The 20,464-nt window shown below is 45.9% G+C and carries 15 protein-coding genes; 8 read left to right on the forward strand and 7 right to left on the reverse strand.

The features are described from left to right. Nucleotides 1-206: 206 nt before the first annotated feature. From ACXAH6_RS09450 to ACXAH6_RS09465, 4 genes are read left to right on the forward strand one after another with little or no spacing between them, the layout of a single operon-like run. Complete coding sequence (locus tag ACXAH6_RS09450; protein ID WP_474876430.1) at nucleotides 207-797, forward strand: XrtA/PEP-CTERM system exopolysaccharide export protein; 591 nt, start codon at nucleotides 207-209, stop codon at nucleotides 795-797. Nucleotides 798-820: 23 nt separating this feature from the next. Beyond that, on the forward strand, nucleotides 821-2,374 hold the full coding sequence (locus tag ACXAH6_RS09455) for an XrtA system polysaccharide chain length determinant (protein WP_474876409.1): 1,554 nt from the start codon (nucleotides 821-823) through the stop codon (nucleotides 2,372-2,374). Continuing rightward, nucleotides 2,374-3,363 (forward strand): XrtA-associated tyrosine autokinase, encoded by a 990-nt coding sequence (locus tag ACXAH6_RS09460; RefSeq protein WP_474876410.1) that lies wholly within the window; start codon nucleotides 2,374-2,376, stop codon nucleotides 3,361-3,363. The genes ACXAH6_RS09455 and ACXAH6_RS09460 overlap by 1 nt, the downstream gene beginning before the upstream one ends. Before the next feature lie 4 nt (nucleotides 3,364-3,367). After that, complete coding sequence (locus ACXAH6_RS09465) at nucleotides 3,368-5,104, forward strand: porin family protein (RefSeq protein ID WP_474876411.1); 1,737 nt, start codon at nucleotides 3,368-3,370, stop codon at nucleotides 5,102-5,104. A 38-nt stretch (nucleotides 5,105-5,142) separates the two neighbouring features. Here ACXAH6_RS09465 and ACXAH6_RS09470 read toward each other — a convergent pair whose 3' ends face one another. Together ACXAH6_RS09470 and hldE are read right to left on the reverse strand one after the other, a co-directional pair. Further along, entirely contained in the window at nucleotides 5,143-6,186 is a 1,044-nt protein-coding gene (locus tag ACXAH6_RS09470) for an XrtA/PEP-CTERM system-associated ATPase (protein ID WP_474876412.1), read from the reverse strand. 27 nt (nucleotides 6,187-6,213) lie between these two features. Continuing rightward, nucleotides 6,214-7,638 carry a bifunctional D-glycero-beta-D-manno-heptose-7-phosphate kinase/D-glycero-beta-D-manno-heptose 1-phosphate adenylyltransferase HldE gene (gene hldE, locus ACXAH6_RS09475; RefSeq protein ID WP_474876413.1) on the reverse strand — a complete coding sequence of 475 codons (1,425 nt, stop codon included), beginning with the start codon at nucleotides 7,636-7,638 and terminating at the stop codon, nucleotides 6,214-6,216. Between the two features lie 40 nt (nucleotides 7,639-7,678). Between hldE and ACXAH6_RS09480 the strand changes: the two genes are divergently transcribed. Then, nucleotides 7,679-7,999 (forward strand): GIY-YIG nuclease family protein, encoded by a 321-nt coding sequence (locus tag ACXAH6_RS09480; protein ID WP_474876414.1) that lies wholly within the window; start codon nucleotides 7,679-7,681, stop codon nucleotides 7,997-7,999. Nucleotide 8,000: 1 nt separating this feature from the next. Here ACXAH6_RS09480 and ACXAH6_RS09485 read toward each other — a convergent pair whose 3' ends face one another. Beyond that, nucleotides 8,001-8,903, reverse strand: coding sequence for a DUF350 domain-containing protein (locus tag ACXAH6_RS09485; RefSeq protein ID WP_474876415.1), 903 nt, complete (start codon nucleotides 8,901-8,903; stop codon nucleotides 8,001-8,003). Between the two features lie 113 nt (nucleotides 8,904-9,016). Between ACXAH6_RS09485 and glnE the strand changes: the two genes are divergently transcribed. Then, nucleotides 9,017-11,905, forward strand: a complete 2,889-nt coding sequence (gene glnE, locus ACXAH6_RS09490) for a bifunctional [glutamate--ammonia ligase]-adenylyl-L-tyrosine phosphorylase/[glutamate--ammonia-ligase] adenylyltransferase (RefSeq protein ID WP_474876416.1) — start codon at nucleotides 9,017-9,019, stop codon at nucleotides 11,903-11,905. Between the two features lie 22 nt (nucleotides 11,906-11,927). On the opposite strand, the gene ACXAH6_RS09495 is transcribed toward glnE, so the two are convergent. Beyond that, nucleotides 11,928-12,542 carry a TcpQ domain-containing protein gene (locus tag ACXAH6_RS09495; RefSeq protein WP_474876417.1) on the reverse strand — a complete coding sequence of 205 codons (615 nt, stop codon included), beginning with the start codon at nucleotides 12,540-12,542 and terminating at the stop codon, nucleotides 11,928-11,930. Between the two features lie 139 nt (nucleotides 12,543-12,681). After that, a complete protein-coding gene (lpxL, locus tag ACXAH6_RS09500; RefSeq protein ID WP_474876418.1) occupies nucleotides 12,682-13,608 on the reverse strand; it encodes an LpxL/LpxP family Kdo(2)-lipid IV(A) lauroyl/palmitoleoyl acyltransferase in 927 nt (308 codons plus the stop codon). Between the two features lie 117 nt (nucleotides 13,609-13,725). Between lpxL and ACXAH6_RS09505 the strand changes: the two genes are divergently transcribed. After that, nucleotides 13,726-16,770, forward strand: a complete 3,045-nt coding sequence (locus tag ACXAH6_RS09505) for an ATP-binding protein (protein ID WP_474876419.1) — start codon at nucleotides 13,726-13,728, stop codon at nucleotides 16,768-16,770. A gap of 23 nt (nucleotides 16,771-16,793) precedes the next feature. On the opposite strand, the gene ACXAH6_RS09510 is transcribed toward ACXAH6_RS09505, so the two are convergent. Further along, nucleotides 16,794-17,051 carry a DUF3081 family protein gene (locus ACXAH6_RS09510; RefSeq protein WP_474876420.1) on the reverse strand — a complete coding sequence of 86 codons (258 nt, stop codon included), beginning with the start codon at nucleotides 17,049-17,051 and terminating at the stop codon, nucleotides 16,794-16,796. 138 nt (nucleotides 17,052-17,189) lie between these two features. Next, a complete protein-coding gene (locus tag ACXAH6_RS09515) occupies nucleotides 17,190-17,771 on the reverse strand; it encodes an outer membrane beta-barrel protein (protein ID WP_474876421.1) in 582 nt (193 codons plus the stop codon). 299 nt (nucleotides 17,772-18,070) lie between these two features. Here ACXAH6_RS09515 and ACXAH6_RS09520 point away from each other — a divergent pair, with 299 nt between their 5' ends. Next, nucleotides 18,071-20,320, forward strand: coding sequence for an acyl-CoA dehydrogenase (locus ACXAH6_RS09520; RefSeq protein WP_474876422.1), 2,250 nt, complete (start codon nucleotides 18,071-18,073; stop codon nucleotides 20,318-20,320). Nucleotides 20,321-20,464 lie beyond the last annotated feature (144 nt).

The raw sequence follows: 20,464 nt of genomic DNA on the forward strand, positions 1-20,464 counted from the left end.
CCACCCTGCGAAGATGCGTGTGCTAAGTCGCTGTTTCTTTTATACTGGATTCTTGCTTATGAGGCTGTTTCGGTAAACAATGACACTTGCCAACGATGCTGGTGATGGAAGACCGAAGAACGGAGAACAGGTTTATGACGGCTGCGGCTGCGCGCAAAAAACAACAAACAAGTGGCAATCTACTTAGCTATGCATTGATTTGTGGGATGACCTTATTGATGTCGGCATGCTCTACAGTTGATGAACTCCCACGAGCAACTCAAATCCCTTCGTATACAACCAACGTTGACGACTACAAATACCTGATTGGCCCTGGCGATACCCTCGATATTTTTGTTTGGCGTAACCCCGAACTGTCCGGCTCTTATTCTGTGCGCCCAGACGGCATGATCACAACAAAACTGGTAGAAGATGTCGAAGTAACGGGAAGAACGCCGACACAACTCGCACGAGAACTAGAAAAAGCCCTGTCAGTATATATTAACAACCCACGAATTACGGTCACAGTAGGAGGGTATGTCGGCCCCTTTAGTGAACAAATTCGCGTGATTGGTGAAGCCACAAACCCGCGAGCGGTCAATTACAAAGAAAACATGACCTTACTGGATTTGATGATTCAGGTTGGCGGCATGACTGATTTTGCCGACGGCAACAACACAAAACTCATCAGAATGGTTAACGGAGAACAAAAAGTTTACGAACTGCGGGTGAGTGACTTGATCCAAAATGGTGATATTGAGGAAAATGTCGATTTACTCCCGGGCGATATCCTTATCATTCCCGAAGCTTGGTTTTAATGCACGGATAGAAGTTATTTTGCATGTTTGATTTTCAACAACTGGTCGATCAAATCCTTGATTACGTTAAAGGAATCTGGGTAAAAAAACGGTACATAATTATCGTGTCTTGGCTCGTCTGCCCCTTGGGCTTTATTTACATTGCCACGTTACCAGATATCTACACCAGTACGGCTCGTGTCACGGTTGATACAAACTCAAACCTAGCCCCTTTTCTCAGGGGTATAGCGCTCACTACGCAGCAAACACCGGAAATGCAGGTGCTGGCCAATCGATTAAAGAGCCGAGAAAACCTCGAAAAAATTGCGCGAGAAACCGACCTGGATGTGACGGTTATCGGCCCTGGCGCATTTGATGAACTCATTAAAAACCTTGGCGAAGAAATACAAATTAATGCCAGTGGTAAAACCAACACATTCGAACTGAAATACAGCCATAAAAACCCTTCTGTTGCGAAGAACGTGATACAAGAAACCCTAAACCTCTTTATTGAAGGGAGTTTAGGTAAAAATCAAACCGAGTCAGACAACGCGGCTCAGTTCTTACAAACTCAAATTGACGAATACGAGCAGCGTTTGGCACAAGCAGAAATGCGTGTTGCCGACTTCAAACGCAAGTACTCGGATATACTGCCTGAAACCGGCACTTATTTTTCGCGCTTAAAATCTCTTGAAGACAATTTGCGAACCGTGCAACTAACGATAAAAGAAAAAGAGCGCCAGGTTGAATCGCTGCAAGAAACCATAAAAACCATGCAAGAGGAAGCCAAGAAAAGTAGCAATGCTCCCTCTAACTCCATTCCCACTAGTTACGACGACCGTATTAGCTCGTTGGAACAAAATCTCGACGAACTGCGATTGCGTTTTACCGAATTACACCCCGATGTGGTTGAGTCAACTCAGTTATTGGAACGCTTAAAAGCCTTGCGCAAAAAAGAAATCGACGATTATCTTGCTAGCATCAACAATGACTCTGAAACCAATAGCCGCAATCCTTTGGCCATCGATATTAGCCAAATAAAAAGTGAGCTAGCTTCGCTCAAAGTACGAGAAGACAACTACGTAAAACAGATAAACGACTTAAAAGCTAAAATTGATTTTGTGCCGCAATTAGAATTAGAACGCAATGCACTTAACCGAGACTACGACATCGTAAAACGGAATTATCAAGAGCTGGTTGCACGACAAGACGCCGCCGAATTAGGCAAAAAGGCCAGCATGTCAGATGAAGACATGAAGTTTCAGGTTATCTCGCCCCCTTCTACCCCGCGCGTTCCTACAGGGCCTAACCGAATATTGCTCTATACTTTAGTGCTGTTGGTGGGCTTTTTAGGAGGCTTTGGTATTGCATTTTTGATCAGCCAGTTTGCCCCTATACTTGTGCGCGCCGAACAGTTGGAAAAAATAGCCGCGTACCCTATTTTAGGACGGGTAACCAACTTAAACTGGAAGAAAGTTAAAAAACAAAACCGTATGCGTTTACTGGTGTTTTTGGGGTCATCTTCGGTAATTTGCCTAATTTATTGTGGGCTTGTTTTATTGTCGCTGTTAAATATTAGTTTAGGGAGTTTAATCTAATGAGTACGATTGAAAGAGCGCTCTCTAAACAAAAAGAAGCACAAGATAAAAACGTGACTGACTCTACCTCTACGGAGCCAGAAGCATCCTCGTCTGAGGTTGTCGATACCCAGTCGAGCCAAATTGAACAACAGTCCAATGAAGGCAACAAAGAGGCAGAGCTGTCTAGCACTGCGTCTTCTGAGTCAGCGCAAACCTCACCCGAAGAAGCACCGTCAAATAATGCAAAAGACAGTGATTTCGAAGAAGACATTGATGTAGTTATCGACTTTCAAACGATTGACGAGAAGGGACTCGTTAACCCAAGCCAGGCCCGCCACCTGATTAACGAAGAGTTTAGAACCATCAAGCGCAAAGTGCTATCGAATGCGTTTGGGCCACTGTCTAAAACACTGCATCACAGTAATATCATCATGGTCACCAGCTCTAAGCCCGGTGAAGGTAAGACATTTACTGCCGTCAACCTCGCGTTAAGTATTGCACTAGAGCAAGACAAAACCGTGTTGCTTGTTGACGCCGACGTACTGCGCCCCAATGTGATGCGCACCATTGGCCACAAAAATCGCGACGGTCTGATAGAGTATCTACTCGGAGAAAGAAGTAGTATTAGCGACGTCATGCTGAATACGAATATCCCGAATTTGCGTATTATTGCCGCGGGTAAACCCCACCACTTGTCAAACGAGCTACTTGCTAGTGACACCATGCTGAAAACCATGGACGAGTTCTCTAATCGCTATAAAGACCGCGTAGTCATTGTCGACACTCCGCCGCTATTAGGGATTAACGAAACCACTGTGATGGCCAATTTGGCAGGTCAAGCTATTGTAGTGTGCGAAGAGGGAAAAACGCGTTTACACGACATCCAAAAAGCCGTTTCACACCTCAACCCAGAAATGGCCATTGGCTTTCTGGTAAACAAATCGAATAGAAGAGATTCTGGCCCAGGCTATTACGGCTATTACTATCGTGAACAAGACGAGGAATAATTTGTTGTCTGTGCCAGGAAGGCAGAAGCTCTCGGCCACTTTTGTAACAGTACTTCTCGGGGGCATAAGCCAGTGGAGTATTGCCGCCGATGTGACTTTTTCTCCTAGTGTAGAGTCGAAGTTGGTTGAGATAAAAAACCAAGGCGACCCCGATGTTGCCACAGGGGATTCCACTAATTTATCTATGATCCCCTCGATGAGCCTCGCCATCGAATCCAAAAAGTTAACCAGTCAAAATACTGCGAGTTACGAATACGTGAGAAGATCGCCATCATCCTCGGCGACGTCTACCGACCGCTTCCTCGAATTTAACAGTCGCAACCAACTGTCATTGATTCAAAACTTTATGTCGTTAAATTTGTCTGCGAGTCAAAGCTATCAGGCAACCAATATCAGTAATCGATTATTCAGCGACGTATACAATGCGCCTGATTCACTCACCAAAAGACAAAGCTACAACGCTTCTCTGGGGCTTAATTTACCTAATGCACCACTGGCCAATGTCAGTGTTACCCTAGGCGCGGGTAAATCCAATAGCGACAACTCAATCAACGGCTCGCCAACAAATGGTCGCTCGTTATTCGCGACTACGTCTATTTCTCCCGGCGGCCGTTATCAAAACCTCAAGTGGAATTTTAACCAAAACTTACGCCGTACATTTCGCTACGACGACAGTCGCTATTCGACTTACACCACAGATTTAACCGGTGATTGGCTATGGACTCGCGGGCTAGGTTTCACCTTTGCATTGAATGACGATGAGTATCGTCGTACATACAGTGATGTCGATGAACAACGAGAAGACACTGAGTCTTGGTTGCGTTCAGCGGGCTTGGGGCTAGTGTTACGCGCTCAAGATAATTATCTACGCGTGTTGTACAACGCCTCTCGGGAATTAGAACAAGGCCAAGAAGACGAACGAAGCGAGCACTATCTGTCGGCTAATTTTGGTGTGTCGTTGAGCCCAAGAACCTCATTAGATGGTAGCTATGGCCGCCGTTTTTACGGCAACACAAAGAGTTTTTCTCTGTCTCATAACCGCAAGTTTTTCCGCTCACAAATTAACTACAGCGAACAATTAACAAGCAATGAAAACAACTTAGACGACAGCCTGTCTAGTGGTGTATTTGTTTGTCCATTAGATTATATCGACATCAGCGATTGCGGATTCACCCAAGATTTAGACTATGAAGTGACGGCAGAACAAACGTTTGTTTCTTTTGATGACATGAATGACCAAATCGACGATACCATCAGGGTGAGAAAAACACTGCTAGCCACCCTCGGATACAATTTTAATCGGTTTTCAGTGTCGACTCAGTTTAGTCGCGCTGAGAACGATGTATTAGACTCAAATCAAGACTATGAGACCGATAGAATTAATCTGCAACTCAGCTATCGGCTAGGTGCACGTTCTACTTTTACCAACTCGGTTACCTACTATAAAACCAAGCGTTATGGAGACAGTGATGACGAGTCGGTGACGTCTCCCGTTGTAACCAGCCGCTCTCGAACTTGGCAAATGATCAGTAGCCTTCGATATAACTATGGCAACACGCTAAGCTTTATCGGCTCTGCACAGTACTTGAATTATGAAGCACCCGCCTCATATGACGGCACCACCACAGAGAAGCGAATTACTCTATCTCTCATCTATAGCCCGTCGGCTAAAAATCGAAGTAACACCGCCCCCACTACATCAACGGCAGGCGCGGTAAACAGCAGCGATGCTTTAAACTAACCACTCCACTCATGCGATAAGCGCAAAAAGAGCAACGATTAATCTTGCTCTTTTTGCCGTACGTAAGTGCGATATTTCTTTTTAAGTAGTTTATCGATGTATTGGGTTAACTTGACTTTGTGCTTTATGGCGTCATCGAGTGCGTCAACCAACTCCCCTAGTAGGGCTTTGTAGTAGTCGACATCATGAATGTTATTCCCATTCGGCGAACGCGACACAGGCATAGTGTATGGTTGATCTAACGTTGGTGAATCGGTAGAAGAAGACGGCACATACAACTCCCCTTTTAACTCCTCCACAACCGAATCAACATGCTCTTTTCGAATGTGGTTCACGTCTTCCAAAAAACCAAACAATAAAACGCGGTCCATCAAGGTGTTCACCTTTCGCGGTACCCCTTTGGAAAAAGCATACACTGCGGCATGGGCGTCATCATCTAATAGCTCATCTCCCTCCCAGCCACTCTGAAACAACCGATACTCAATGTAGTCTTTGCACTCTTCCGCTGACAATGGCGCTAGATGACAAGACGCCACAATACGCTGCCTAAATTGTTCCATGTTCGGCGCTTGTAACGCTTGTTGCAATTCAGCCTGACCCAATAAGAAACTCTGAAGCAAGGGTTTGCCATTCGATTGGAAGTTCGACAACATTCTCAACTCTTCCACCGTTTCAATTGGCAAATTTTGCGCTTCATCAACGATCAGAAGCGCACGTTTACCTTGGTCATGCAGCTTGAACAGGTATTGTTCCAGAACTTTTAACTTGTCAGCTTTCGACTGGTTAGCTATTTCGACCCCAAACTTACTCACGATTAAAGACACCAACTCATCTGGCGTTAACTTAGGTGTGACAATTTGAATGGCAACAATGTCTTCTTCAACATCGGCAAGCAAATTGTTGGCAATCGTGGTCTTCCCTGTGCCAATTTCACCTGTGATGACAATAAAGCCCTCAGCTTGTGACAAGCCGTACTGTAAGTAAGAGAGCGCTCGTTTGTGTAACCGACTGGCGTAAAAAATACTCGGGTCAGGCGTTAACTGAAAAGGTTTACTGTGCAGTCCGTAATGGCCTTCATACATGATGTTGTGTCCTTTTTATCGTGCCACTTAGGTATATTGCTCAACAATACTGGCGATAATGCCCGTTGTAGATACACCGTCTTCAAAGTGCATAACTTTTACTTCCCCGCCATTGGCTAACACGGCTTTGCCTCCCGCAATATCTTCCACTTTATAGTCGCCGCCTTTAACCAATACATCAGGTAATACGGCACTGATCAGTCGCTCAGGTGTATCTTCTGAAAAAGGAACAACCCAATCTACCGCGCCAAGGCCGGCTAATACCGCCATACGACGTCCTAAATTATTCACTGGGCGGCCAGGGCCTTTTAGCTTGCTGACAGAGGCGTCGGTATTCACGGCAACAATGAGTCTATCGCCAAGTTTCGCTGCGGCTTGAAGGTAAGACACATGACCCGCGTGTAAAATATCGAAACAACCATTGGTCATCACCACCTTTTCGCCTCTGGCTTGTGCTTCTTTTACGGCAATAATCAATTGATCTTCGTTCATAACACCGCCGTCCAAAGCCGCGTTTTTGCCTGTTGCGATAGCCAGTTCAGTGGTTGTGACGGTAGATGTACCCAGTTTGCCAACCACAATACTGGCAGCGATGTTGGCCAACACACATGACTGTTTCAAAGACTGCCCCACAGCCATAGACGCTGCCAAGGTCGAAATAACCGTATCGCCAGCTCCCGTTACGTCATACACCTCTTTTGCCTTGGCGGGTAAATGGAATTCAGGAAGCTCGCCTTCAAACAGTGTCATACCCTGCTCAGAGCGAGTCAGTAACAACGCGTCGAGATTAAGTGCCGTTTTCAATTGTTGCGCTTTTTCGATCAATTCGGCTTCAGATGCTGTTTCGCCCACAATAGCCGAAAATTCACTCATATTTGGCGTGATTAACGTTGCTCCCGCGTACTTTGCAAAATCACTGCCTTTAGGGTCGACAACAACCGGCTTATTAGCCTGTTTCGCCAATGAGATAAGCGTTTGTACCTCGCTCAAACACCCCTTGGCATAATCAGACAACACCACTAAATCGCAATCGGCTAACTGGGCTGCAAACCCTTGATTCAAAGCCTCTTTGTCTACTTCTGCAAAGCTGCGTTCAAAGTCCATACGCAATAGCTGCTGGTTTCGGCTCATTACTCGTAACTTGGTGATGGTTGCAAACCCATCACATGGAGTGAAGTGGCAATTCACCTCATAGCTTTCCAGCTTTTTCGTAAGAATACGGGCATTTTCATCATCGCCCACTAAACCAAACAAACTCACGTTGGCGCCTAACGCAGCAAGGTTAATTGCCACATTCGCCGCGCCCCCTGGTCGATCTTCAGTGTCGGAGATATTCACTACCGGTACCGGTGCTTCAGGGGAAATTCTGCCAGTGCCGCCACTCCAATAACGGTCGAGCATTACATCGCCAACAATCAGAACACGCGCTTGAGTAAAATCTGGTAAAGTCATGGGGTTACCACTAAAAAAATAAACTGGAGCAAGTATAACAGTGAACGGTACGGATGAGCTAACCTCGACCAAAGATTGGTTTGTGTATTTGGTCGAAAATAAGCATCAACAACTCTATGCGGGGATCACCACCAACCCCACTCGTCGGTTGCGGCAACACAATGGAGAATTAACAGGCGGCGCTAAGGCGCTAAAAGGGAAAGGCCCTTGCTATTTCCGTTGTATTTTTAAAGTAACGGGAAAGTCGGAAGCGCTTAAATTAGAACACTGGATCAAACGGCAGCCCAAAAAGACCAAGTGTAAATTAATTGAGGGCGAAATGCCCCCAACCTTTGTGACTGAACGAGTAGCCGTGAACTAGCCTATGTGATAATGCCGCTGATTATCATCGCCAATCCAATGCTGAGAATAAACTCAACGGCGGCAATCCCCACATTGTGTTGTTGGTCCACTTCCTGACGAAAATTAAGCCCTGTTAAAATAACCCGCTTGCATAACGCCGCCAACACCCACAAAGCCAAAGACAAGATCACGCTGATCACTAACCACCCTGTGATATTGCTCACATATCCGGAGGGAGAATACACTAGCAAGTCACCCGCCGAAGACACTATCATGGCTGTTCCGAGTAAATTACCAGAATACTCCAGTGCCAATGCCAGTTGGCCCTTTCTCAAAGCGCCTTGAAAGGAATCGTTCTGATTATTCATCGCGTAACGCACTTCATAAATGCGGGTCATCACCAGCATCAGGGTTAATACCACCGCAAAGCCACTGGTTATCGCGATAATTGCGTTCATATCACTACCATCCACCCACAGCATCATACTGCGCAGTATGATCGCACTGGCGACCACATTGGCGGCATCGGCCAATGCTACACTCACACTCTTCTCACTGATCAGCTTTTCGGTATCCATACGGTCGAGCACCAGCTTGTCGAAGGCAAAGCGACCAATTTTCACCAGAATGATACCGATGACACCAAACTTGAGCATACCAATGGCGGCTTCGTCGTACCCTTGGCCAACGTGCCGCCCGACCACAGAAGCCAACACGATGCACAACGACAACATACTTCCTGCCACGCTAATGCCAAAGGCAAAATTGTCTTTTATCCCTAGCTCTTCAGCGACAGAATTTTTCCGCATGAACCCAGAGAGCCACTTCATCAGCAGCAACAGTAATATAGCAAGTGCAACGTCGATAGCGACGTATACGCCTAAATCAGACGTTAATGGCACCAGCTTTACTAACGCATCCATTACATAACCTCTTGTTTTCGTGTTTTCGGCGTGGGTTATCTCACTGGAGCTTATCAGGCGTTTGTGCCAGACTCCGCTTATATAACTACAGCGCAAAATTAAAGTGTCATATTATGCCTAGCACAACAATAAATAACAGTGTTATCAATCAACAAGGTGAACAAAACTGGCTGCGACTGCCTGCGCAATACCAGCATGCCTTAGCGGCACACAAAAGTGAGATATGCCACGCTTTCGGCTTATCGGCCTTTATTGCCGAACACTGCATTAGTCATCCTGAACGGTTGCAGCATATTATTGACCACAATTGGCATAACCACATTGATATTGCGCAAGTGTGCCAAACCCTTGCTCCCGAATTGGAAAACATTGAAAAAGAAGCCGATTTTCATCGCGCCTTGAGAGCCTTTCGGCAATTACATATGATCGGCGTGGCTTGGCGCGACCTCATGCAGCGTCAAAGTATTCAGGCATCGCTGGAGCAAGTTTCACAACTCGCTGATTGTCAAATAATGAGCGCTTACCACTGGCTTTATCAGCAACACACACAGCTATATGGCGTGCCCGTTGGCTCCCATGGCCCACAACCCATGTTAATCATTGGAATGGGAAAACTCGGCGGTCGAGAGCTTAACTTTTCCTCCGACATCGATTTGATCTTTTGTTACCCAGAAAAAGGGGAAATTGCGGGCAAGCGACGTGCACTCGAACACCAGCAGTTTTTCACTAAACTGGCGCAAAAACTCATTGCCGCACTCAATAAAGTTACCGCCGATGGCCAAGTATTTCGAGTAGACATGCGCTTGCGGCCATTTGGAGAAAGCGGCCCTCTGGTGATGCATTTCGCGGCGCTGGAAGATTATTATCAAGAACAAGGGCGGCAGTGGGAAAGGTTCGCGATGCTCAAAGGGCGCATCTTAAATGAAGAGACCCCGTACACTGAGCAGTTGTCGCAAATATTGCACCCGTTTACGTTTCGCCGCTACCTCGACTTCACCACCCTAGACGCTATACGCGAAATGAAACAACTCATTGCAAAAGAAACCCGTCGCAGGCGCTTAACCAACAATATTAAATTAGGGGCTGGCGGTATTCGAGAAGTAGAGTTTTTTGCCCAAAGCTTTCAACTTATTCACGGTGGAAGAGAGGCAAAACTGCAAAGTAAATCTTTAGTCGCGACGCTACATGCTTTGCCAGAGTTAGATTTAGTAGACGAGGACGTGACCAGCAGTTTACTCGACGATTATTTCTATTTGCGCAAGCTAGAACATACCCTGCAAGAATTTAACGACGAACAAACCCAAACTCTACCTGATGCACCTTGGGCACAATCTGTTTGTGCATCTGTGATGGGGTTTACTGACTTTACAGCCTTGTTAACCCACACAGAGTCTGTAATGCAGCGCATTAATCAACATTTTAATTCTATTATTGAGCAACCCAACGATGTTGATCACGATGACGACAACCTATTTCAACGCTGTGAAGATGCGTGGCTGTTAGCGCTCCCAAAAGACGACATTATCGCGCTCATTCAGCCGCCCCTATCAGATCAGCAAGCTGAAGAGGTTTATCACACACTGTTTAATTTTCGCCATCAGCTTCGTCAATATCGCATTGGTCAACGAGGGGAAGATTCGCTGAATAAGCTCATGCCAGAAATTATTTATCTGGTGTTAACCAAACATGCCCATCAGCCGGTCGCGGTATTAAAACGCATTTTAACGGTTATCAACGCCATTACTGGCAGAACAACCTACCTAGACTTGTTGCTTGAGAACCCCGACGTCAACGCACAGTTATTCCGATTGTGCGAAAAAAGCGATTGGATCACACAACAAATTAGGCAATTTCCTCTGCTACTTGATGAACTCTTGTCTCCCGTTTATCTGCAAGCACAACAGACCGATATTGCTCAAGCCTATCTGGATTATCGCAGTGAGCTACAACAGCTCACCTTACGCATAGAGCCTGATGATGTCGAAACCTTAATGGACCAATGGCGACAGTTTAGGTTATGCCAGCAATTGCGCATTGCTGCAGCAGATATCTCAGGCTCGTTGCCTGTGGCCAAAGTGAGTGACAAACTCACCGCACTTGCCGAAGTGGTACTCGACAATGTCATACGTGCGGCTTGGTACCAGATCACAGAAAAATATGGTGCACCGGGTCATCTCAAAGACGGTGAGCAAGGCTTTGCAGCCATAGCCTATGGAAAAATGGGAGGTTTTGAACTCGGATACGGCTCTGATCTCGACCTTGTTTTTATCCATAATGCGCCTCAGCAAAGTGATACAAATGGCCCTAAGGTTGTGTCAGCCCAACAATTCTACATTAAGCTGACTCAGCGCATCATGCATTTACTCAATACCAATACGCTGTTGGGTCAGTTATACGAAACAGATTTGCGCTTGCGTCCGGCTGGGAATGCGGGGCTATTGTGCTGCCATATTTCGGGTTTCTCCCATTACCAAGAAAACGAAGCATGGACATGGGAGCATCAAGCTCTGGTGAGAGCGCGCGTTGTATATGGCGACGCCGAGTTAAAACAAGCCTTTACCGACATCCGACAAGCAACATTATGCCGCCAGCGACCTTTGGCACAACTGGCACAAGATGTTTCGGATATGCGGGCAAAAATGCGTCATCACTTACTGAAAAACACGCAGGATGGCGTAGATTTAAAACAGTGTGAAGGCGGCATAACAGACATTGAGTTTATTGCTCAATATTGGGTATTGGCCCATGCCCATAATGCGGTAATGTTAACTGAATGGTCGGATAATTTGCGCATTATTGAGTCGGTCAAAACCGCGGGGCTCATTGACGACGTTGATGCGATTGCGCTCCAGCAAGCCTACCTCACACTGAGAGACTCCTATCACCACTTAACGCTTTCAGGTGAATCATTGGCAGCAGAAACTGACCAGATCAACCAAAGCCGCATCACTGTAACTAAGATTTGGGATCGCTTATTTGGTCATATTGATAAGCGCGAATAACCCTTGCCGTCAGCAAAACCGGTTATCGCGCAACTCGGCACGAATTTTTTAGGTAATCCGTGTGCTCTGAAGTCACCACAAGAGAACGTTGGTCAGGGCATATGTAGGCTTTAACTTCGCCTTCAAAATTACTGTCGATCGCGCTCGCAATCTGACTCAGACTACCGAGAATTGTATCGTCCATTTGAAACTGGTGTTTGATCACAAAATCTTGGTCAAGCCCCCAGATGACGCGCATTCCCTCTTGTTGTGCGTATGAAGTAATGGCTTCACGCAGGGTATTTCCCGCTTTGAATGTGCGATACTTTTGCTCGCCTTCCCACTTTGTGCTGACAGGTTTTAAGTTCCCGCTAATTGCAGTCAGTTGTTCATCAACCGATAAGTCTGAATTGGGCAAGTCGAGAGCAAACTCACTTTTTTCTTCATCTTTAGGATCGGTCGATGTCATACGAAACTCTCGATAGAAATCGCTCAAACCTTGAGACACTGACTTTTCTTTCGGGCCATCGACCGGTACAGATGACGATGAGTTACTTAACTGCAATTGAATGACCACGCCCGCAACAATCACCACTACTAGGGCTAACGCTAAATGTTTAGCCCAAAATAACGAACTAGAAAATGATTTCTTTGCCATAACGCCTGGCGACTCCGCGTTGTTGCTTCATTTCACAATATGTCATGTCGTTCCATCATGCCTCAATAATTGCAGGCTGACAAATACATGCACTGCGACTTACTACCGAAGAATTACTTCCGACGAAACAAGCACAATCTTAATACAAACTGGCGTCGTTTGGATCGGGACGCGTTTTAAAGCGCTTGTGCATCCACAAGTAACTCTCTGGTTGCTCGTTCACAATGGCTTCAATTTTTGCATTTAAAAATGTTAACGCCTCTTCGTCTCCCATTTCGGTCATCTCTGGGATCGGTGGATAAAACTTCACCTTGTACCCATTACGCGTGTATTGCGACGTCACCAACAAAGGTACGCAGTTAGCTCTACGGGGAAACATCAAGGTCGCTGTGGTTGTCGCGGTGTCTTTCACACCTCCAAAAGGTACAAAAACACTTTGCGCTCGTCCGTAATCCTGATCGGGTAAATACAAGCATAGCTCATTCTGGTCTAATGCTCCCAACAACGCGCGCGCGTTGCGTTTGTGAATCATGTACTTGTTTGAACGATTTCGACCGTGATATTGCAAGTAATCCATCAAGGGGTTGTTGTGCTTGCGATAAAACGCAATTGCCGGTTGCTTATAGCCCACAATGCGACAAGCAAACTCTAAGTTCATGTTGTGCAGCGCCATACCAAACACGCCTTTACCTTGAGCAAGAACCGCTTCTACGTGTTCAAAGCCCTCAATTTCTGCGTGTTTTTGAACTCGCCACTTAGGCCACCACCACCCCATTGCGGTTTCAAATAACGCGTTTCCGGCTCGGCGCACATTTTCTTGCACTAAGCGTTCACGCTCAGCCTCTGGCATTTCTGGGTACATTAATTCAATATTTCGTCGGGCGACTTTTACTCTTGAACTGGCCAACTTACCCAGTACCCATCCCGTGCCCCGACCTAACTGAGTTAACACCGGAAACGGTAACCACGTTAATGTGTACAAAAGACCGGCCCCAAACCACACAGGCCAGTATTTGGGCGCCAAAAATCCCCATTTAAACGAGGGAGGCGTAATTGCTGCTGACAAATTGCTTTCCTTTATTTTGCTTTTTGCGCAAGGTTGTTATGATGAAGCGCGATTGTAACCGATATTTGGACTGCGATTGTAACTTAAAACTACCAACGTGCGCGATCATAGGATGGTATGACTACACAGTTAACGACAGAGATAAAAGCAGCATGGAATGCCGTCCCGTCGGGTATTCTATTTATCACTACTGACAGTCGCGTGCTGTTTGCGAATGCAGCCGCTGGGCAACTGCTTGGGCTAGAGCCTTCAGATTTAGGTGCCCCCGTGCTATTAGCGCACATAATTGGCCGCGACAACGCCAGTTCAATCGCCTCTCAGTTGCAACGCTGCGCATCGCCGCTGCGCGTCGACCTCAATGACCCAAATGTTAGTGTGTTTTGCGCCTATTCTGATGAATTTGCAGGGTGGGTGATGCATGTTACAGCCACAGAACAAAAGCCCAGCATATCTAAAACTATGGTGAATCAGAGTGAATCATCAGTTTTGTTTTTGGATGAGGACTTCAACATAACCTGGGGCAATGAGCGCTTTTTTGCAATATCAGGGCTTAAAAGCGACGACATTACGGGGATGCCCGCGTTTAACTGGATAAATCAAACAGCTGAGCACTGTGACGAAGACAAAGCCAAAGCGAGTATAAAGAAAACCGACTTATTCCGTTTACAAGTGTGTCACCAGCACCCTATTTTTGGCGAGTATTGGGTTGCCGCATCAATAAAAAAACAGCCTCAAAATGACACCGCCTCATATTTTTTGATCGAAACCGATATTACCGATCAGGTTTTGCTTAAACAGCAGCTCCAACAAGCCTATCAGTTGCAACAGACCATTTTAGACAATGCGAACTTGTTACTGATTACGACCGACAGTGACGGCGTGATCCAATCTTGCAATAAATTTGCAGAACAACAACTCCACACTTCGGCAAAAGACTTAATCGGCAAAGCATCTCCAGACCAATTTTTTAATCACGCCACGCGACAAGCCGTACTCGCGCACCTTGCATTACCGGCGCCAACGAATGAACGCAAGCTCACACAATTGATCAATCGAGCCGCGTTGCGCAATCCGATACACGATGCTGAATGGCCTTGGGAATCCAGCAACGGTGATATTTTATCAATCAGCTGTTCTATTGCCCCCATCACCCTGTCTCATTCAGATCAACCCCATTATCTCTATGTCGGCAAAGACATGAGCGCGCTGCGCAAGGCCGAAGCCACCAGTAATAGGCAAAATGAAATACTCAAAGCGACTGGATTTATGGCTAAAATTGGCGGTTGGGAGTACGACTTCCAGTATGACCAACTCACGTGGAGCGATAGTATCTTTGACATTCACGAGCTGCCGTACGACCACCGAATAGACATTAAAGACGCCGTAAACTATTACACCGGTGAATCGAAAACAGAAATCAGCGATGCCATTAACCTCGCTTTAGAAACAGGCAAGCCCTGGGATTTACAATGCACCTTTAGAACCGCCAAAGGAAAAGACATTTGGGTAAGAGCGGTGGGCGAAATTGAATATAAAAATGGCCAACCTATTCGTATTCGCGGCACGCTACAAGATATTTCACAGTTAAAATTAGCCGAAGAGAAGGCGCTGGAAAACAGCCGGGCTAAATCGGCTTTCTTAGCCAATATGAGCCACGAGATTCGTACCCCAATTAATGGCATTATGGGTATGCACGAATTGATTGCCGCCGCAGGGTTAAATGAAAAACAACAACAATACCTCGACTTGGCTAAAGAAAGCGGCAATGTGCTACTAGAACTCATCAACGACATTTTGGATGTGTCTAAGATTGAGGCAGGGAAGCTGGATATCGAAAATATCGTGTTTGACCTGCATGCGCTATTGATCAGTGTAACTAAGGTTAACCGTTTAAAAGCCAACGAAAAAGGCCTATCGCTCACCTTGGATGTCGCGCCAATGACACCCAATTACATGAAAGGTGACCCGGTTAGATTGCGCCAAATACTCACCAACCTATTGTCAAACGCCGTGAAGTTTACCGAAAAGGGCGAAGTGTCACTCACGGTAGCTTGCAAGCGCAATAAAGTGACCTTCGATATTACCGATACGGGCATTGGCATTCCGAAGCAAAAGCTATCACAACTGTTCAAACCCTTTGAACAACTCGATACTTCGACCACACGCCGCTTTGGCGGTACCGGCTTGGGCTTAGCCATTAGCCACCAGCTCACGTCGTTAATGCAAGGAAGTATCACTGCCACCAGTGTATCTGGCAAGGGGTCAACGTTTTCTGTCACTCTGCCTTTGGTGTCACAAGAAGCACAACAAGAAACGCTTCCCAGTGATACTCCCTCACCGATATTACTGGTTGCAAACAGTGAAGCATTACATGCTTACTGGCAAAAATTAGCATTACATTGCGCCTGTTCTTTAACCCATGTGAGTGATGCAAAATCGGCAATGGCATGGTTAAAAACAGCGTCTCTGCCGGTTACCATAGTGGTTCAACGTGAATTAGAAGGCATGAATGGCGCGGAGTTTTGTAAATTACTCAGCCACCATCCTAAGTATCAACATTGCTTGATTATTGGCACTGCGTCGAAGTGGAAAATTGGTTTAGCAAGCGAGTTTGATAACGCAGGTGCAAACGGGTATTTCACTCCCACCCTATCAATGAACACGCTAAGCGAAAGACTAAACCAAGCAAAATTTAATTCCCTACCCGATTTATTCCACACCGATTTAGGCAGCGTAGAACGCCAACAAAATGAAATTGAGCGCTTCCAAGGTGACCGACGTGGTCATGTACTATTGGTAGAAGACAACAAAATTAATCAACTGGTTGCCGCTGAACTCCTCAAGAATCTTGGCTATTCTCACGATATCGCCAATAACGGGCAAGAAGCCATTGAGATGCTAAACAAGCCTGCATCCAAGTACCAATTAGTGCTTATGGATTGCCAAATGCCAGTAATGGATGGTTATCAAGCCAGTAAAATTATCCGCCAGTCGCCCGAACTAGCCGCGTACCATCACATCCCAATCATTGCCTTAACGGCCAACGCCATGAATGGTGATCGCCAAAAGTGTGAAGCCCACGGCATGAATGGTTACTTATCGAAGCCTGTAACACTAAGCGCAATGGCAAAAGAGCTAACGAGAATAGAAAACCTGACGTAATCTTTGGTGAATTGGGCCTCACTTCAATAGTGAGTATCTATATATTTGAGTTTCTTCTCAAAACTTTCCAGATCAGATTCTGACTGATAGTCGAAGTGGTATTGGTTGTGGAAACCAAAACGAAGATGCACACGTGCGTCTTCGATATAAAGGGTGTAACCGTCAAAATCTGTGAACGCTGTAATACCTTCTAAAAAATACTTTTCGTCTTTCACTTCAGCGTGATTGCGGATCTTGTCAAAAATTCTCAATAAAAACTTGCTGTCTAATTCGTTCTTCACTCGATTACCTCGCTAACAACTGATACTAGGTGAATACGTGCTAGGCGGAAAAATGATCACGATACTGTGGGCTTGTCACACATTGGCCCAGCAACATTTTGCCCTATGATTGACAAAGGCAACACCAGTATTAACGCCTTAAAAAAACACTTTAAGACTCACGGCTGCCATTGTCGACTTGGTATCATTTTCACCAAAAAGATAATCACCTTCAAACCGAATTGCTAAATGGTCGGTAAAATAGTAGTCAAAACCCAGCCCGAGGATCATGGCTAAATAGGACTCATCAAAACCACAATACACATTCATTCGGTCGACGATAGATCCACTCCCCCCATTACACCCAATGTCGCCATCTTCACTAGGCTGGCTAGCAACATTTGCTTGACCCACTCCTACGCGATAAAACAACTCTCCGGTTTCATTACCGGCTTTGCCCAGTAACCCTAAATAGTAAACATCAGCATCGAGGGAAATTTGGCCATGCTCGGCACCACTGGGTATCGTTTTCCCTGACAACAAACTTAAATAGCCTACTTCTACATCCCATTGCGGGTGAATGCTATATCCTAAGCTCGCGCGCCAACCTGTTGCATCTTTTGATACCGGATTGATATCAGTTGTTGACCATCCCGCGCCCACAGAAACAAAGCCTGTAGCAAAAACCGGCCAACAGCAAAACGCCAACGCCATAACGCATCCTTGCTTAAGTCGATGCATGGAAAACTCCCGAATATAAAAAAATGGAACTGTTATTATTTGCTATGCACGCTGATTTAAGCAAGTGACACGGGGTATCGCAAATAATACCGCAACGACCATCTACACTTCCTTGCGTATTGTTAATGGATATACGTTATTTAAATTAAGCCATTAAACATATTAAATACAAACACCTAGGCATTATTTCCGCCAAGTGAAACAAATTATTTACAGGGAAAAAACGCGAATATTTGATCTTTTGTTAAAACGGTGTAGTATTAGCTAAAACAACTGGTCAGATGAGCGGATGAGTTATTATGAGTATCAGAACTAGCTTAAAGAAAGTATTGCCACCAATTTCAGTCACCGAACAAGAAGCGTTAGACGCGGGTGACATTTGGATTGAGTCTTCAATCTATCAGGGTAAACCTGATATGCAGGCACTACGTGCTATTCCTAAAGCCGAATTAAGCGCTGAAGAAAAAGCCTTTCTAGAAGGCCCTGTTCAAGAATTACTTGGCATGGTTGACGACTTTGAGTTGGGCAACGGCAAACATATTCCTCAGGAAGTCCTCGACTTTTTGGGTAAAAACCGTTTCTTCTCGATGATTATCCCTAAGAAATTCGGCGGTCTTGAGTTTAGCCCTTACGCCAACTCGACAATCGTAGCGACTATCGCAGCGAAAAGTGGTGCACTAGCGGTAACTGTAATGGTACCTAACTCGTTAGGTCCTGGTGAGCTATTGATGCACTACGGCACCAAAGACCAACAAGATTACTGGCTACCACGCTTAGCTGTGGGCGAAGACATTCCTTGTTTTGCACTAACCAGCCCAGAAGCCGGTTCAGATGCAGGCGGTATTCCAGACGCAGCCATCGTCACTAAAGGCGAGTGGAACGGCGAAGAAGTCATTGGTTTGTCTGTGACTTGGGACAAGCGTTACATCACACTAGCCCCCATTGCCACGGTACTTGGACTTGCTTTCAAAGTATTCGACCCAGACCAACTTCTTGGCGAACAGCTTGAACTCGGTATTACCTGTGCCTTGCTACCTAAATCACACCCAGGTGTTGAACTCGGTAATCGCCATGATCCTATGGGCGTGCGTTTCTACAATGGTACCACTCGTGGTAACAATGTATTTATTCCTATGGACTTCATTATCGGTGGTCAAAAGAACATCGGTCGCGGTTGGCAGATGCTAGTAAGCTGCTTGGGTGCAGGTCGTGGTATTTCTCTACCTGCCATGGGTACAGCAACATCACAAGTTGCCCTTAAAGGCACTGCTGAGTACTCATTTGTACGTGAACAGTTTGGTTTGCCAATTGGTCGCTTTGAAGGTATTCAGGAAAAATTAGCTGAAATTGCAGGTAAAACTTATTTGGTAGAAGCGATGCGTGTACTCACTACAGAAGGTTTGGGTTTAGGCCTTAAACCATCAGTAGTAACCGCCATTGCCAAATACCACATGACTGAGCTTGGTCGTGACGTGTTAAACGCGGCAATGGATGTACAAGCAGGTAAAGCGATTCAGCGCGGCCCGCAAAACACGCTAGCGGCTGGCTACAATGCATTGCCTATCGCAATTACTGTTGAAGGGGCGAACATTCTTACTCGTAACCTGATGATCTTCGGTCAAGGTGCGATGCGTTGTCACCCATATTTGAAAGAAATGGTTGATTTGATTTACAGCAACGAAAAATCGGCTGACGGTCAATTCAACAAAGTATTGCGCAAAACGATTGGCTTTAGCGTGAAAAACGCATTCCGCAGCTTGAGCAAGAGCTATTTGCCGTTTACTCGCGGTTCAGAGTCTTCATTGCCTGAAGTACGCAAGTACGAAGCGCGCTTGAATGCCATTTCTGCAAAGCTAGCGCCTTTGGCTGACTTATCACTGGCTGTGCTAGGCGGTGATTTGAAAAAAGCAGAACTACTTTCTGCGCGCCTAGGTGACGTGATGAGTTATTTGTACGGTGCAATGGCAGCAATTCGTTATTACGAGCAGCGCGCTGAAAACCGTGCTGAAGCTAAGCCTTACTTCGACTATGCAATGCAATGGTCATTACAACAAGCTGAGCAAGCCTTGGTTAATTTTGTGAGCAACTTCCCGAACACTGCTACACGTGGCTTGATGCGCCTACTAACGTGCACCTACAGCAACAGTGTTTCAGGTATTAGCGATGACTTGGTACGTGAGCTTTCTATGGCTTCGTTGCAAGACAACGCCACCAAAGACCAGTTGACGCACTTAGTTAAACCAATTGCTGGCGACGGCAACGACATCAACGAACAAGCGTTCAAAGCTAAGCACGCCGTGTTGCCTCTACTTGGTAAAGTGCAAAAAGCGATGCGTAAAGAGCCGGTTATCCCATTCATTTCTTTCGAGAATGTGGTTAACAAAATGGCTGAGCGCGGTGTTATTACGGCTGAAGAAGCAACGAAACTGCACGATTACAACGAGAAGCGTAAACTAGCGGTTCGCGTAGATGAATTCACTTTTGACTTGGAACTGCTTCCTGCCGATGGCAAAGAAGTGGCTCAAACAGAAGAGAAGACTGCAGCATAAAACCTGCAATGTGTGTGTGAGAAGGCGGCTACTTAGCCTGTCTCTTGATCACAAGTCAGCCTCAAGAGAACGGGCCAAATCGTAACCTTCAAGGATGGTTTGTAGTTTGAACCATCCTTCCCATAGGGCTTTTATTGACGCCTT

It is taken from the genome of Alteromonas sp. ABE4_545, from assembly GCF_056161325.1.

Bases quoted from the DNA above. Each gene is read 5' to 3' on its own strand.
- ACXAH6_RS09450 (WP_474876430.1), top strand. From the start codon at position 207: ATGACCTTATTGATGTCGGCATGCTCTACAGTTGATGAACTCCCACGA.
- ACXAH6_RS09455 (WP_474876409.1), top strand. From the start codon at position 821: ATGTTTGATTTTCAACAACTGGTCGATCAAATCCTTGATTACGTTAAA.
- ACXAH6_RS09460 (WP_474876410.1), top strand. From the start codon at position 2,374: ATGAGTACGATTGAAAGAGCGCTCTCTAAACAAAAAGAAGCACAAGAT.
- ACXAH6_RS09470 (WP_474876412.1), bottom strand. From the start codon at position 6,186: ATGTATGAAGGCCATTACGGACTGCACAGTAAACCTTTTCAGTTAACG.
- hldE (WP_474876413.1), bottom strand. From the start codon at position 7,638: ATGACTTTACCAGATTTTACTCAAGCGCGTGTTCTGATTGTTGGCGAT.
- ACXAH6_RS09485 (WP_474876415.1), bottom strand. From the start codon at position 8,903: ATGGATGCGTTAGTAAAGCTGGTGCCATTAACGTCTGATTTAGGCGTA.
- glnE (WP_474876416.1), top strand. From the start codon at position 9,017: ATGCCTAGCACAACAATAAATAACAGTGTTATCAATCAACAAGGTGAA.
- ACXAH6_RS09495 (WP_474876417.1), bottom strand. From the start codon at position 12,542: ATGGCAAAGAAATCATTTTCTAGTTCGTTATTTTGGGCTAAACATTTA.
- ACXAH6_RS09505 (WP_474876419.1), top strand. From the start codon at position 13,726: ATGACTACACAGTTAACGACAGAGATAAAAGCAGCATGGAATGCCGTC.
- ACXAH6_RS09515 (WP_474876421.1), bottom strand. From the start codon at position 17,771: ATGCATCGACTTAAGCAAGGATGCGTTATGGCGTTGGCGTTTTGCTGT.
- ACXAH6_RS09520 (WP_474876422.1), top strand. From the start codon at position 18,071: ATGAGTATCAGAACTAGCTTAAAGAAAGTATTGCCACCAATTTCAGTC.